Source organism: Nocardioides plantarum, assembly GCF_006346395.1.
In the GTDB taxonomy this organism is placed as follows: domain Bacteria; phylum Actinomycetota; class Actinomycetes; order Propionibacteriales; family Nocardioidaceae; genus Nocardioides; species Nocardioides plantarum.
Genome location: NZ_VDMS01000001.1, coordinates 2096944 through 2111175 on the forward strand (window position 1 = coordinate 2096944; position 14232 = coordinate 2111175).

Annotated in this window: 13 protein-coding genes; 9 read left to right on the top strand and 4 right to left on the bottom strand. The window is 70.3% G+C overall.

Annotated elements, in window-relative coordinates:
* Positions 1-610 precede the first annotated feature (610 nt).
* On the top strand, positions 611-3832 hold the full coding sequence (locus FJQ56_RS09830; protein ID WP_140009226.1) for a hypothetical protein: 3222 nt from the start codon (positions 611-613) through the stop codon (positions 3830-3832).
* Positions 3833-3893: 61 nt separating this feature from the next.
* Complete coding sequence (locus FJQ56_RS09835) at positions 3894-5492, top strand: carboxypeptidase-like regulatory domain-containing protein (RefSeq protein WP_140009227.1); 1599 nt, start codon at positions 3894-3896, stop codon at positions 5490-5492.
* A gap of 211 nt (positions 5493-5703) precedes the next feature.
* On the opposite strand, the gene FJQ56_RS09840 is transcribed toward FJQ56_RS09835, so the two are convergent.
* Positions 5704-6141, bottom strand: a complete 438-nt coding sequence (locus FJQ56_RS09840) for a DUF4265 domain-containing protein (RefSeq protein ID WP_140009228.1) — start codon at positions 6139-6141, stop codon at positions 5704-5706.
* Positions 6142-6300: 159 nt separating this feature from the next.
* Positions 6301-6870, bottom strand: a complete 570-nt coding sequence (locus tag FJQ56_RS09845; RefSeq protein WP_170215334.1) for a suppressor of fused domain protein — start codon at positions 6868-6870, stop codon at positions 6301-6303.
* A 181-nt stretch (positions 6871-7051) separates the two neighbouring features.
* Here FJQ56_RS09845 and FJQ56_RS09850 point away from each other — a divergent pair, with 181 nt between their 5' ends.
* The 4 genes from FJQ56_RS09850 to FJQ56_RS09865 all read left to right on the top strand — a co-directional run bounded on the left by FJQ56_RS09850 (position 7052) and on the right by FJQ56_RS09865 (position 9360).
* Complete coding sequence (locus tag FJQ56_RS09850) at positions 7052-7798, top strand: DinB family protein (RefSeq protein ID WP_140009230.1); 747 nt, start codon at positions 7052-7054, stop codon at positions 7796-7798.
* Positions 7799-7824: 26 nt separating this feature from the next.
* Positions 7825-8523: an AzlC family ABC transporter permease gene (locus FJQ56_RS09855; RefSeq protein ID WP_140009231.1), complete on the top strand. Its 699-nt coding sequence runs from the start codon at positions 7825-7827 to the stop codon at positions 8521-8523.
* On the top strand, positions 8520-8840 hold the full coding sequence (locus FJQ56_RS09860; protein WP_211350823.1) for an AzlD domain-containing protein: 321 nt from the start codon (positions 8520-8522) through the stop codon (positions 8838-8840). The genes FJQ56_RS09855 and FJQ56_RS09860 overlap by 4 nt, the downstream gene beginning before the upstream one ends.
* Before the next feature lie 97 nt (positions 8841-8937).
* On the top strand, positions 8938-9360 hold the full coding sequence (locus FJQ56_RS09865) for a hypothetical protein (protein ID WP_140009232.1): 423 nt from the start codon (positions 8938-8940) through the stop codon (positions 9358-9360).
* Here the strand turns inward: FJQ56_RS09865 and FJQ56_RS09870 are convergent.
* Together FJQ56_RS09870 and FJQ56_RS09875 are read right to left on the bottom strand one after the other, a co-directional pair.
* Positions 9347-11431 carry an MMPL family transporter gene (locus FJQ56_RS09870; protein ID WP_140009233.1) on the bottom strand — a complete coding sequence of 695 codons (2085 nt, stop codon included), beginning with the start codon at positions 11429-11431 and terminating at the stop codon, positions 9347-9349. The two genes, FJQ56_RS09865 and FJQ56_RS09870, sit on opposite strands and share 14 nt — an antisense overlap.
* A gap of 87 nt (positions 11432-11518) precedes the next feature.
* Positions 11519-11800: a DUF427 domain-containing protein gene (locus FJQ56_RS09875; RefSeq protein ID WP_140009234.1), complete on the bottom strand. Its 282-nt coding sequence runs from the start codon at positions 11798-11800 to the stop codon at positions 11519-11521.
* Positions 11801-11900: 100 nt separating this feature from the next.
* Between FJQ56_RS09875 and FJQ56_RS09880 the strand changes: the two genes are divergently transcribed.
* Genes FJQ56_RS09880 through FJQ56_RS09890 form a run of 3 tightly spaced genes read left to right on the top strand, consistent with a single transcriptional unit; the run spans position 11901 to position 14138 of the window.
* On the top strand, positions 11901-12506 hold the full coding sequence (locus FJQ56_RS09880) for a hypothetical protein (protein WP_140009235.1): 606 nt from the start codon (positions 11901-11903) through the stop codon (positions 12504-12506).
* Between the two features lie 10 nt (positions 12507-12516).
* Positions 12517-13551, top strand: a complete 1035-nt coding sequence (gene tsaD, locus FJQ56_RS09885) for a tRNA (adenosine(37)-N6)-threonylcarbamoyltransferase complex transferase subunit TsaD (RefSeq protein ID WP_140009236.1) — start codon at positions 12517-12519, stop codon at positions 13549-13551.
* 56 nt (positions 13552-13607) lie between these two features.
* Positions 13608-14138: a Dps family protein gene (locus FJQ56_RS09890; RefSeq protein ID WP_140009237.1), complete on the top strand. Its 531-nt coding sequence runs from the start codon at positions 13608-13610 to the stop codon at positions 14136-14138.
* Positions 14139-14232 lie beyond the last annotated feature (94 nt).

The window sequence follows — 14232 nt, forward strand, 5'->3', positions numbered from 1 at the left end:
CTGCCGACGGGCGCTTGGCGGGCGCGATCGTCTCGTGGGGCAGCTGCTTCTCCTGGGGCGCCTTCGCGATGAAGATGCCCTTCTCGGTGGCTGCAGCGTCGACATCCTTGAGTCCGGGGACGACGAGGGCGATGGCCAGGAAGCCGGTGAGTGCAGCAGCGAGTGGGTGCCTCATGGCACGGATACCCCCGAGAGTCGAAATGCAGCGAGATGAGCGCGCAGAACCTAACTGGCACTGTCCGGCTGGCCGAATCGCAGATTCACCGGTCTAGACCACCCCAGAAATCTCCCTCGATTCTCGGTGCAAATCCCTGTTCCCCTGCGCGAGCGGCCGACTTGTCCTACGGTCTGCCAGCGACCCACGTCTGTTTCGGTAGGCGGCGTCAGCATCGACCGCTCGGGCGCACCACCGCTGCGCCGATCTCCCCGAAAGAGCCTCTCTGTGATTTCACTTCGCCATGCCCGTTCACCGAGGCGCCTGGCGGCCGCTGCGACGGCCGCCTTGCTGTGTGCCCTGCTGACGCCGGCAGGAGCCGTTCCGAGAGCGGCAGCGGACGACACGACGGGCACCCCCGTGGCCGCGGATCCCGAGGTACCAACGATTCCGACGGTGGTGCCCGAGCTGACGACCGAGACCGAGCAGGTCGTCGCGATGCCGGACGGCACGTTCGAGCTCACCAGCTACCGCGAGGCCGTGCGGACTCGCCTCGACGGGGACTGGGCTCCCATCGACACCACGCTTCAGGAGACCCCGCAGGGGACGGTGGCGCCGGTCGCCACGACGAGCGACATCGTGTTCTCCGGCGGAGGATCCAGCGACCCGATGGTCCGGCTGACCGAGCCCGGGTCGACGGAGACCGCTGACGTCGTGATCGAGGTGCGGTGGGAGGCTCCGCTGCCCGAGCCGGTGCTCGACGGAGACACCGTCACCTACCCGGCGGTCCGCCCCGGTGTCGACCTGGTCCTGACCGCGCAGACCTCCGGGTTCACCCAGGCGTTGGTCGTCGAGGACGAAGCCGCCGCGAGCGCCTTGATCGCCGACCCGCCACAGGTCACGACCGCCAGCACCAACGCCGATCTGTCCACTGATGACGACGGCAGCATCGTGGCGTCCGACGCCGACGGGCCCGTCTTCACCAGCGCCCCCGCCGTCATGTGGGACTCCCACACGCCCGACGACGCTGGAGAGGAGCCCGGCTCGAGCACCCCCGGCAACGCCAAGATCCGCCGCCTGCACACCAGTCCGACCAGCAACGGTTCCAGCGTCGAGATGACCCTCGCGCCGCCGGCCGCCGTCCTGACCGACCCCACCGTGCAGTACCCGCTCTTCCTCGACCCGGGATACGACCAGGGCAGCACCCACTACCTCACCGTGCACAGCAAGGGGTGGAACTACTACGACGACGCCAACCAGCTGATGCGTGTGGGCTACTGCGACTGGGGCTACGAGTGCAACACCGCCATCCAGGGCAACGCTCGCTCCTACTTCAACTTCAACATCAACGCGCTCACGCAGTCGGGCGCCGACGCCTCGATCATCGACGCCACCGTCTTCGCCACCCAGGTCTACGGCGCCACCTCGGCAAGTCAGCCCGTCGAGCTCCACAAGGCAGGAGCGTTCACCTCCTCCACCAACTGGCCGGGCCCGATCTACTCCGACCTGCAGACCATCTCCTCCAACGCCGGGTACGGCGACAACGCCTCCGCCACCCTCGCCTTCAGTAGCGCTGCCGTCAGGAGCTACGTCGAGACCACTGCCAGTGCCGAGGACGGAGCCATCCAGTTCGCCCTCGCCGCCCCGGCGACCGACAACCGCAACTACTGGAAGAAGTTCTCCAGGAACCCCCGCCTGGTCGTGACGTACGGTTTCACGCCGACGACCCCCACCAACCTGAGCATCAACGGTCCGATCGAGTGCGCGGGGCAACCCAGGTACGCCTCGGACAGCACCCCGACCCTGTACGCGACGTCAGAGGAGCAGAGCTCCAGCCACTTGTCCCTCGACTACTACTTCGAGGTATGGCGCAACCCTGACGCCAACTACCCGACCCGGGTGCGCTACCACAACAGCGGCGTCCCCAAGGCCTCGGGAACCACGGCCTCGTGGTCGATCGCCAGCGAGAACAGCAACACGTCCGCGCGCCTGCCACCCGGTGACTACGGCTTCCGCGTCCGGACCACCGCACGCGACGCCGTCGTCGGCGACATCTTCTCCGACTGGTCGTACTGGTACCGGTTCACCGTGGAGACAGTCATCCCCGACGTGCCGGTGACCACCAGCCACACCTACCCCGAGGACTACTGGGGCGCTGCGGAGAACGCCGAGGGCACCTTCATCGCCACCGGGTCGGCAGACACCGCAGGGTTCTCCTGGAGCATCGACGCGGGCACGCCACTAGCCGTCATCAACGCCAGGTGCGACTACTCCTACACCGCCACCACCGGACTGATGGGATTCGTCCCGGCGACGGCCGGCAGGGCCACGATCCGAATCCCGGCGGGGTCACTGCCTGGGGGCCAGCAACACAACATCGTCATCAAGGCGTTCAGCCACTCCCACCTGACGTCGGACTCCACGGACAGCTACGACTTCTTCGTCCCTCGCACCTTCAACGGCTCGACCGGGAAGAACGTCGTCGAGTTCGAGAACATGACGGCCACACCGAAGACCGAGCCCGACCCCGCTGCGATGGCCACCACCTACAACAGCGCCGTCGGCTCCGCCTGGTCCGGCGGGAAGCACGCCGCGATCATCGCCAACCGCGGCACACCCACTGCGCCCACCACGGTCGACTACACCTTCTCCGTCCCCGTCGCCGGCTACTACGCGCTCGGCGCCCGACTGGCAACGGCAAACCACCTCGGGAAGCTCAGCTTCACCCTCGTCGACCCCAACCCGACGACCGGAGACACCCGGCTTCCGATCTACGGCACCAACCGAGTCGACCGCCTCGTCGTCGACACCTACTCCGCGACGACCGGGTTCAAGTACGTCCCTCTCGGCGAGTACCTACCCCAGCAGGGCGTCCTGCTGGAAGCCAACCACCCCTACCAGCTGTCCGTGGACATCGTGGGCAAGAACCCGAACTCCGTCAGCCACACCTACGACGGCACCTGGGGCTCCAAGACGTTCGACAACTACGCCGACAACGGCTACTCCGCCGCTCTCGACTCCCTCACCGTCGCACTGCTACGCCAGGCCAACTTCTCCTCCCTCAGCGCCGCCTTCGACAACCAGGGAATCGGCACCACCACCGCGTCGAAGTTCGACCTCAGCACAAACGGGACCACCTCGCTGTCGCGGGCAGCGCTCGATGACATCGGGTTCGTACCTGGTGGGGATTTCTCCGCGGGCGGAACCACGTTCAAGAACGTGCCGCAGGCGAACAACACCAAGGACAATGTCATCTCGTCCGGGCAGACCATCAATCTTCCTGCTAACCAAGGAGGCAACTTCATCTACCTCCTCGCGACCTCGACGTGCGGACCGGTCGGCGGCGCATTCGGGCAGGACTTGACCATGTATTACAAGCTCGCAGATGGAACACTCGCTACGTCATCAGCACCGCTCCTCACAGTCCCCGACTGGCTCTCCAACTCCGGAACCTCAGCCGACACTGTTGCCATGTCGCACTACCTCAACGGCACCAGCCGCGTCACGACCGGGAGTCCGAAGCTCTACGTACTCAAATTCCCGATCAACGCCAACTACACCGGGAACACCGTCAAGTCCGTCACGCTGCCACGCGTCGGCACCACTTACACGACCGGAGGCTGTGGCACGCCGGGCGCCGGTGCCCTCCACGTATTCGCCGTCCAAGTCGGTAGTTAGCGCCCCTCCCGACGACGCCTCCAGGTGCCACAACTCACGACCCAACTCGCTCTAGGAAATCATGCAAAAGAAGTTCCCCGCACTACGCCTGGCTGCTACCGCAGTGGTCTTGGTCACCGCGTTCAGCGGCATCGTCGTACCGACCGTCGAGGCGCGGGCTGCGACCACCGGAGGGATCTCGGGCGTCATCAGCCGAGCCGACGGCCGACCGGACTCGCGCTACATGGTGTACGTCGACCCCGTCGACCCGGCGTCGTCGACGCAAAACGGTTGGCACGACGTCACCAATGACGGGGTCTTCGACGTCGACCTGCCCCCCGGCGCCTACTGGGTGAAGTTCGCCGGCTTCCCTGGTGTCGCCGACGAGTGGTGGGGCGACGTCGCCACGCGCGGGGCCTCCACCAAGGTCGTCGTCGATGCCGGTCGGCTCACGCACCTCGACCCCCAGCTCAGCGCCGGCGGTTCGATCAGCGGGACCATCGATCCGGCAGCCCTCAACCCAAAGCCCCTCTCGACGACGTCAACCGCCGAGGTCTTCGCGGCCGACCCCACCGTGCCCGGTGGATACGTGAAGATCAACGCCGATGCTGGTGACGAGAACGGTGACTACTGGGTGCCACGCCTGCACCCCGGCACCTACGTCGTGCGTTATTACACCGACGAGACCGGACTGGAGGGCTGGTGGAATGATCCCGGCCCCTCGACCAGCGCCGCGCGTTCCGCGACCACGGTGACCGTGACCGAGGGCGACGACACCTCTGGTGTGGACCCCGTCGGGCTGCACCCCCAGGGCACCGTCACCGGCACGGTCCGACGCGGCGATGGCAAGCGCCTCAGCGGCGTCGCCGTCACCGTGCTGCACCTCGACGACTACGGCGAGTGGGTCACCGACTACGCCGACCAGGGCGCCGAGAGGACCGTCACCAGCGCGCTGGGCACCTACCGGTTCCAGGCCCCGTCCGGGCCCCACCGCCTGCGCTACTCCGGGGGACCGGCGGGCCAGCCGATCCGCACGGAGTTCTCCGGCGGGGCCGCCACCGTCGAGCGAGCCCGCGACGTCGTCGTCCAGATCGACGACGACACCAGGGCGGACACCTCCGTGGAGCCCGTCTCCGTCGTCGCCGACGTCCGTGCGGTCCAGTCCGGCACGCCGCGCGTCGGTGCGACCCTCACCGTGAGCCACGGCACGTGGTACCCCTCCACCGCCAGGCTCGTCTACCAGTGGGCACGCGACGGGGTCCCGATCAGCGGCGAGCACAGCCGCACCTACCGCGTCCGGCCCTCTGACCTCGGCGCCCGCATCACCGCGCGGGTCAGGGCGGACAAGCCGGGCTACACCTCGGCCTACACCTACATCGCCCCGCGAGCAGACAAGGTCCTGCCCGGCCGGTTCGAGGTCGAGTCCGGCCCCCGAGTCCGTGGACACCTCACCGTCGGCTCGACGCTGCGGGTGAGCAGGCCGGTCACCCACCCCTTCTCCAGCCCGCGCTATCAGTGGCAGCGAGACGGAAAGCCGATCGGCGGCGCCACCAGCGCCACCTACCAGCTCCGGCCCACGGACCGTGGTCGGCGCATCAGCGTGCGCGTCCGAGCCATCCGTGGGGCCTACGAGACCCTCACCTGGCACACCAGCCGCCTCGGCCCGATCCGAGCCCGCTAGTCCCGAGTACTTCAGACCGGCCTGCCCAAGGTCCACCCGCAACTGGCGCGGACTCACAGATGTCTCTGGGCAGATCCCTTGCTCGAGACGAAGCAGCCACCGAACGCAGTGAAGGTCGGGGGCTAACGGGGGCGATCCCCACCATGCGGGAGGCTCGTCTACAGATCAACCGGCATGGCTGCTCCCCCTCCACCATGCTGACGAGGCAACGTCACATTGCTCGCGGGTCGACGCCGAGGTCGAAGTCCCAGATCCCCTCGACTCGGCCACTTTGCAGTCTGTCCAGGATTTGATTGACGCCCGCGTCAGGCTGGGGTTCGACGATGACGAGACCCAACCCCGTCTCTCGTGCCTCGCAACCCAGCTTCTCGAATTCCTCCACCACGGATCCCAATGTGATCCGTCCGCCCAACGGAATGACCCGGCTGCACCAGTTGCCTCCAGTGCTCACCACCTGGGTTGCCCAATCTACCCCGTTGGCGTCCTTGTCGGCTCGGAGGACATCGCCTCGCGCCACTCCCATCAAGAAGGCTGGGGACACCCGCAGCTTCCACAGACCCGGCCCGACAGGATCGACGAAAAGTTCTTCGTATTCGTACGGAGGATATCCCGTCGAATCTTGTTCGAGTGCCACGTGAATGACCTGCATGGTCTACCTATCTGACGAAGTCTGGGCCGTTGGACTCGAATCCATTGCAAACGAAGCGCAGGGTATGCCGATTGGTTCGATCCCGGAACCTCCAGGCGCCCGCGCAGCGATATGGCCAAATGGCGACGGAGGCGTGCATGAGAGCAGCAGACGCACCAATCAGGGCACCACTGATGGGCGCTGAAGGTCTGTCAAATCTGGATCCAATTCAGCGAGAAGTTGCTCGAAGCTCTCCCAGCCCGCGCCCCAGATGTATTCGGCCTCCGCGCTGTAGATGGGGATCAGCCACGCCAGCACGACATCTACCCCGTCGACGACGACGCCGGCGAACTCGTCAGGGAAGTAGACCGGAATTCCCACGTAGAAGGCCGTCATCTCGGATTCATCCCAGATCCGCCCGGCTGGCCCTATGACGTGCCCCCGTAGCAAAGCCAGGCCGGATGTGCCGACCGTCTCACCCACCTGCAGGAGGATCGCGGCCGCTTGATGGGCTTCTAGATAGGTCGGAAGCAGGGCCAGCAGTTCCATATGGATGTGCTTGTTGGACGCGGGTGACCGCAGTGCTTGGCGGTGCAGACCGAGCGTCGCATAACCAACGGTTCCCGGACCCGAACCGCTGCTGAACTGCGCAACCTGGAAGGAGGGCTTGGAAGAGCCAATCGTTCGCGATGGCCATCCGCTCTGTATCGCACCCAGGTGCCGCTCCAGGTGGTCTGTCAGGACGCTCACGTTCACCTCCGTGTCGGGCCCTCTGCGTGGCCTTCCTGCCGACGTGCACCGAGGGTGGGTCCGGTCGACAGCGTAGAGCCCCGGCGGCCCGAGAGGCCTCGCCAACCGATGGGCGTCCTGTCTGGGAGTCCGCCGGGTCAGGCACTCCCAGCCGGCCGCGATCAGTGGCAGGGTCGCCACCATGACGACCTTCTCCGAGCCCGACGACCTCAGCGGCGCGACGTTCACCGACGTCGACCTGCGCGGGGCGAGGTTCGTGCGCAGCGACCTGTCCGGGGTCGTGATGCGGGCCGTCGAGCTGGGCGGTGCCGACCTCGACGCGCCGTGGCTGCTCGACGGCGGGAGCACGCTGCTGGTCAACGGGGTCGACGTGGCGCCGCTCGTCGACGCCGAGCTCGACCGGCGCTTCCCGGGCCGCGAGCAGCGGCGGGCCGAGGACCCCGACGGGCTGCGGGCCGCGTGGGACGCGGTCGAGCGCACCTGGGGTGCCACCGTCGAGCGCGTCGCGGCGATGCCGGCTGCCACCCCCGACGTCAGCGTCGACGGCGAGTGGTCGTTCGCGCAGACGCTGCGGCACCTGGTGATGGCGACCGACACGTGGCTGGGGGGCGCGATCCTGGGCCTCGAGGCGCCGTACCACCCGATCGGCCAGCCCAACGCCGAGTACGCCGCCGACGGCTACGACCCGGCGGTCTTCGCCAGTGGCGTCCCGTCGTACGACGACGTGCTGGCGGTGCGCGCCGAGAAGCAGGCCCAGGTGCGCGAGCTGCTCGCCGTCGTCACCGCTGCCGACCTCGACGTCGAGCGCCGCAACCCGTGGTCGCCGGAGTACCCCGAGACCACCCGCTCCTGCCTGCACACGATCCTGGAGGAGGAGTGGGAGCACCACCGCTACGCCGTCCGCGACCTCGACGCGATCACGGGCTGAGAGCCGGCCGCCCCTAGGCTCGCCGGGTGGACCCGACGACGCGTGCCGGCCTGTGGCGCGGCGTCCGGCTCGGGCTTCCCTACGCGGCCGTGAGTGGCGTGCTGTCGCTGTCGTTCGGGGTGCTGGCCGTCCAGGCCGGGTTCACCGCGCTGCAGGCGATCGTCACCTCGGCGCTGGTCTTCGCCGGGTCGGCGCAGTTCGCGTCGCTGTCGATCGTGGCGGCCGGCGGCGGCATCGCGCCGGCGCTCGGCGCAGCCACCCTGATGCACTCGCGGTTCCTGGCCATGGGCGTCGCGTTCGCGCCGTCCCTGCCGGGCGGGCCGGTCCGCCGGGCCGTCGAGGGCCAGGCGGTGGTCGACACGTCGTGGGCGCTGGCCAACCGCGGCGACGGGACGTTCGACCGGGTGCTGATGCTCGGCACGACCATCCCGCAGTACGTCGCGTGGCTGGCCGGCACGGTGGTCGGCGCGCTGGTCGGCGACCTCGTGGGAGACGTCGACCGGTTCGGGCTCGACGCCCTGTTCCCCACCTTCTTCGTCGGCATCCTGATCGCCGAGCTCGGCACACCGCGAGCCCGGGTGGCGGCGGCGCTCGGCGCGGTGATCGCCGTCGCGCTGGTACCGATCGCTCCGCCCGGCATCCCCGTGCTCGCCGCCGGGGCCGCGGCGCTGATCGGGCTGGGCGCCGTCCGCGGTGACGCCGGCCCGACCGAGGAGACGCCGTGAACCTCAGCGAGGGACAGGTCTGGCTGCTCATCGGCGCGCTCGCCGTGATGGCGGCGGCCACCAAGGCGATCGGGCCGGCGCTCGTCGGCGGGCGTGAGCTGCCGACCTGGGCGACCGGCGTGATCGCCACCATGGCCCCGCCGCTGCTCGCGGCGCTCATCGCCACCGCGGTGTTCGCCGACGAGCGCCGTCTGGCCGTGGGAGCCGACACGGCCGGCGTCGCCGTCGCGACCCTCCTGCTGCTCTGCCGGGTGCCGCTCGTCGTCAGCGCGGCGGCGGCCGTCGGCGTGACGGCGCTGCTGCGCGCGGCGCTCTGAGCCGTCCTCCCGACTCGCCCCCACCGCCCGCCCCACCTCGGTCAATGGCACGTTCGCACTATGGCGAGCCGGTCGGCGTCACCGCGACCATGAGTCCATGACCCTCCGTGCCCGCGTCGCCGTCGTCCTGATCGCCGCGCTCAGCCTGCTGCCGGCCCTGACGACCATCGGCTCGCCCAGCCAGGCGGCGGGCGAACCGTCCGGGACCGCCGCGCGCTCGGTGACGGTGACCGGCAAGGTCGTCATGTGGGGCACCCGCCGCCCGGTGCGCAACATCTACGTCGCGGCGTACGACGCGGGCGAGCGCCACCGCCTCGCCTACGACTACACCGCGTCCGACGGGCGCTTCTCGATCACCGGGATCGCCAACGGCAAGGAGGAGTTCGGCATCTACGTCCGGGGGTCGCGCTACGGCCTGCAGAACGGCTGGGTGGGCTGCAACAAGGGGGTCAAGGCGACCTTCGCGCAGGCGTGCACCTTCTCGGCCGCCGTCGGCCTGGTCATCATCAAGAAGGCCTGACCCGCAGCACCCGGGCGAGCTGGTCCGGCATCGTCCAGTTGGCCCGGCCGAGCACCGCGACCAGCGCCGGGGCCAGCAGGCCACGCACGATCACCGCGTCGATGACGATGCCGAGGGCGAGCGTGGTGGCGAGGATCTTGACCTCGACCGACGGCACCGTCGACAGCGCGACGAAGGCCAGGAACAGGATCAGCGCCGCCGAGGTGACCAGCCGGCCCGTGTGGGCGATGCCGTCGACGACGGCCCGGTCGGTCTCGCCGTGCTCGTCGTAGGCCTCGCGCATCCGCGACAGGATGAACACCTCGTAGTCCATCGAGAGCCCGAACAGGAACGAGAACGCCGCGATCGGCACCCACGTCGTGATCACCCCGGTCGCCGACTGGCCGAACAGCAGCTCGGAGCCGAACCCCTCCTGCCAGACCAGCACGGTGACGCCGTACGCCGCCCCGATGGAGATCACGTTGAGCACCAGCGCCTTGACCGGCAGCCAGACCGAGCGCAGCGCCCGGGCCAGCAGCAGGAACGTCACGACGACGACCCCCAGCACCACCCAGTAGACGTTGCCGTAGACCGCGGAGACGAAGTCGGCGTCCTCGGCGGGACTGCCGCCGACGCCCGTCGCGCCGGCGTCGGTCGCGACGTCGCGCACCCGGTCGAGGGTGTCGCGGCCCGCGTCGCTCGCCGGGTCGTCGGCGAGCCACACCTGGAGCAGCGTGTCGCCGCCGTCGCTCCACCCCTCGCCGGAGGGAGCGGCGACGGCCCCGACGCCGTCGAGGTCGCCGACGGCACCGCCGACCCGCTCGACGTCGGCGGTCGGGACGAGGAGCTCGACCGGACGGAGCACGCCCGCGGGCACCCCGTCGTCGATGGCCGCGGTCACCGCGCGCGACGCTGGGGCGTCGGTCTCGAGCCCCTCGAGCTGCGGCGAGCCGAGGGTGAGCGTGACGACCGGGGCGGCCAGGGCGATCAGCACCGCGCTGGCCCCGACGACCGTCAGCCAGCGCCGTCGTACGACGAGGGCCGCGACGCGCGCCCAGAACCGGGACCGACCGTCGCTCGACGCCCGGCGCGGCCAGGTCAGCCGCGGGCCGAACGCGCTGAGCAGCGCCGGCACCAGGGTGAGCGAGGTCGCGACGCTGAGCAGCGGGATCAGCAGGCCACCCAGCCCGATCGAGCGCAGGAACGGCAGCGGCGTGAGCACCAGCGCGGCCAAGGACACCGCGACCGTGACGCCGCTGAACAGCACCGACTCGCCTGCGGTGCGCATCGCAGCCCGCACGGCCTCGTCGTTGGCGCGCCCGCCCGCCGTCTCCTCGCGCCAGCGGGTGACGATGAGCAACGAGTAGTCGATGGCGACGCCGAGGCCGATCAGCGCGACGAGGTACTGCACGACGAACGACACGTCGGTGATGCCGGTGAGCCCGAGCAGCGCCAGGTAGGTGCCGAGGATCGACACCGCCGCCACCAGCAGGGGCACGCCGGCCAGCAGCGACCCGAAGACCAGCGCCAGCACCACGAGCGCCCCGACCCCGCCGAGCACCACCTCGACCAGGACGCTCCGGTCCCCCGACGCGCCACCCTCGGAGAGCAGCGTGAACCCCGTCAGCTCGACGTCGGTGCCCTCGGGCGCATCGGCCCGCGCCTGCGCGGCGAGCCGCTCGAGCCGGGGCTGCGAGGCGGCGTACGGCTCGGGCCCGGGGGTGACCCGGGGTTGGACGACGACCATCGACACGGTCCCGCCGCGACCGGTCAGGCTCGCGGCGCCCGGGTCGCGCGCGGTCACGGTGCGGGTGCCGTCGACCTGCTGCTCGACGGTGCGGGCGAGCGCGACGGCCCGGCCCTCGGCGTCCGGCCCGCTGACGACGAGGACCAGCGGGTCGTCACTCCCGCCGCCGAACCGCTCCGCGATGTCCACGTTGGTCTCGTAGGCCGGCTGCCCCGGGAGCGCGAACTCGTAGCTGAGCCGGTCGACCGTCGTCGGGGCCAGCGCACCACCGGCCACGGCGACCACCACCCAGCCGAGGGCGACGAGCAGCCGGTGCCTCAGTACCCAGTCGGTGAACCGGTCCATGCGCCCGACCCTCCCGGCCGCGGACCGCACCCGCCACACCCGGGTGTGCGGAGCTCTCGCGCTCGTCGTACGCCGGGAGCGGGACCGCTACTCGACGACCTCGACGCCCTTCCAGAACGCCACCCGCTCGGTGATCTCGGAGGCGGCCGGCTTGGGGTCGGGGTAGAACCACGCGGCGTCGGCGTTGACCTGCCCGTCGACCTCGAGGGAGTAGTAGGACGCATCGCCCTTCCACGGGCAGTGCGACGTGGCCGTCGAGGGCCGCAGCACGGCCGGGTCGAGCGACCCGATCGGGAAGTAGTGGTTGCCCTCGACGACGACGGTGTCGTCACTCTCGGCGATGACGGTGCCGTTCCAGATCGCGCGCATGTCCCGAGCGTACGCCGCAGGTGCGGGCGCTCGCGCTCGCGCGGCGGACGGCCCCCGCTCGACCGGGGGGCCTCGCTGGCTGAGCGGTAGCGTTCCGGGCGTGACCCAGCTGCTGATCCACGCCGGCGAGGCGGACCCCGCCAGCCCCGCCCTGCGCACCGGCGGGCTGCCCCTGGCCCCGGCCGGCTTCGCGTGGCCCTCGTGCGAGACCTGCGACGGCGCCATGCAGTTCCTCGCCCACCTGCCGAGCGCCGACGGCCTGGCCGTCTCGGTGTTCATGTGCCAGAACGACCCCGGCATGTGCGACGAGTGGGACCCCGCCGCCGGCGGCAACAGCGCCCACGCGTTCAGCGGTGCGCTGGTGCCGCTGACCGCGCCCGCCCGCGGGGAGACGACCCTCGGCGCCGTGAGCGCCGCACGGGTCGACGAGGTCGCGCAGCCGTCGTACGGCGACGCCCGCACCGCCTGGGCCGAGCAGCACGGCGTGTCCCCACGTCAGGTCCTCGGGAGCCTCGGCGGCGAGCCGCAGTGGATCCAGGGTGACGAGACCCCGACCTGCCCGTCGTGCGCGTCCCCGATGCCGTTCGTGGCCCACCTCGAGGAGGGTGCCGACGACGCCACCGGCATCAACCTCGGCGGTGGCGGTCTCGGCTACGTGTTCGCGTGCACCACCCACGAGACCGCCACCTTCCTGTGGCAGTGCTGAGGGCCCGGTCATGACGGTGGTGATGGGCATCGAGACCTCCTGCGACGAGACCGGGGTCGGCTTCGTCAAGGACGGGGTGCTGCTCGGCGACGCGCTCGCCTCCTCGATCGACGAGCACGTCCGATTCGGCGGCGTGGTGCCCGAGATCGCGGCCCGCGCGCACGTGCAGGCGATGGTGCCGACGATGCGCGCGGCGCTCGAGGACGCCGGGCTGGCGTGGCACGAGGTCGGCGCGGTCGCGGTCACCGCGGGGCCAGGGCTGGCCACAGCGCTGCACGTCGGGGTGGCCGCGGCCAAGGCGACGGCGCTCGCGCTCGGCGTACCGCTGTATGGCGTGCACCACCTCGCCGGCCACGCGGCGGCCGACACCCTGGTGCACGGGCCGCTGCCCGACCGGTCGATCGTGCTGATCGTCAGCGGCGGTCACACGAGCCTGCTGGCCGTCGACGACCTGGTCCGCACGCCGATCGTGCACCTGTCCGACACCCTCGACGACGCGGCGGGCGAGGCCTTCGACAAGGTGGCGCGGCTGCTCGGCCTGCCCTACCCGGGCGGGCCGTCGATCGACCGGATCGCCCGCGAGGGCGACCCGACCGCGGTCCGCTTCACCCGGCCGTTGATGACGCCGCGCGACCCGGCGCTCGGCTTCTCGTTCTCGGGCCTGAAGAGCGCGGTCGCGCGCTACGTCGCCGGACCTCAGGACCCCGGCGTCTCGGTCGCCGACGTGGCCGCGTCGTTCCAGGAGTGCGTCGCCGACACCGTGGTCACCAAGGCCATCCGGGCCTGCCGCCAGGAGGGGGTCGACACCCTGGTGATCGTCGGCGGCGTCGCGGCCAACTCGCGGGTGCGCTCGTTGGCCGAGGAGCGCTGCGCGGAGGCCGGCATCGAGCTGCGGGTGCCGCCCATGCGGCTGTGCACCGACAACGGCGCCATGATCGCGGCGATCGGCGACCTGCTGGTCCGCGACGGCGCCCGGCCCTCGGTGCCCGAGCTCGGCGCCCGGTCGTCGGTGCCCCTCGAGCTCGCGCAGCTGTCGGCGTCCTGACTGAGGTCAGCCTTTCCTTTCTGGAATCATTCAAGTAAACGTGGCAGGCTCGGCCCATGACCGAGACGATCGAACGCCACCAGACCGTGCACAGCAGCCACCCCCCGTTCCGTGCGTCGCAGCAGCTCGCGACCCACCTCCAGGCCCTTCTGGTCGACCTGACCGACCTCCACCTGCAGGGCAAGCAGGCCCACTGGAACGTCGTCGGCAAGAACTTCCGCGACCTCCACCTCCAGCTCGACGAGATCGTCGACGCCGCCCGCGCCTTCGGTGACGACGTGGCCGAGCGGATGCGCGCGCTCTACGTCACGCCCGACGCCCGCGCGGCGACGGTGGCCCACCAGTCCAGCCTCCCGGCGTTCCCGGCCACCGAGGTCGACACCGCCGAGGCCGTCGACCTCATCGTCGGCGCGATGTACGGCGTCGCCGCGACCGCCCGTCGGATCCACGACGACGTCGACGCCGAGGACCCCACCTCGGCCGACCTGCTCCACACGATCATCGAGCGCGTCGAGCAGCTCGCCTGGATGGTCGACGCCGAGAACCGCACCGCCGACAAGAGCATCCCGGCCAACCTCGCTCCCTGAGCCCGGGCGGCTCGCGCCGATCTCAGGGGACCTCAGTCGATCTCAGGGGAGACTCCGGGCACACCTGGATGAGGACCACCTCACCCGTCTGGTC

Excerpts from the sequence above, each read along its gene's own strand:
- FJQ56_RS09835 (WP_140009227.1), top strand. The coding sequence starts at position 3,894 with ATGCAAAAGAAGTTCCCCGCACTACGCCTGGCTGCTACCGCAGTGGTC.
- FJQ56_RS09840 (WP_140009228.1), bottom strand. The coding sequence starts at position 6,141 with ATGCAGGTCATTCACGTGGCACTCGAACAAGATTCGACGGGATATCCT.
- FJQ56_RS09850 (WP_140009230.1), top strand. The coding sequence starts at position 7,052 with ATGACGACCTTCTCCGAGCCCGACGACCTCAGCGGCGCGACGTTCACC.
- FJQ56_RS09865 (WP_140009232.1), top strand. The coding sequence starts at position 8,938 with ATGACCCTCCGTGCCCGCGTCGCCGTCGTCCTGATCGCCGCGCTCAGC.
- FJQ56_RS09870 (WP_140009233.1), bottom strand. The coding sequence starts at position 11,431 with ATGGACCGGTTCACCGACTGGGTACTGAGGCACCGGCTGCTCGTCGCC.
- FJQ56_RS09875 (WP_140009234.1), bottom strand. The coding sequence starts at position 11,800 with ATGCGCGCGATCTGGAACGGCACCGTCATCGCCGAGAGTGACGACACC.
- tsaD (WP_140009236.1), top strand. The coding sequence starts at position 12,517 with ATGACGGTGGTGATGGGCATCGAGACCTCCTGCGACGAGACCGGGGTC.
- FJQ56_RS09890 (WP_140009237.1), top strand. The coding sequence starts at position 13,608 with ATGACCGAGACGATCGAACGCCACCAGACCGTGCACAGCAGCCACCCC.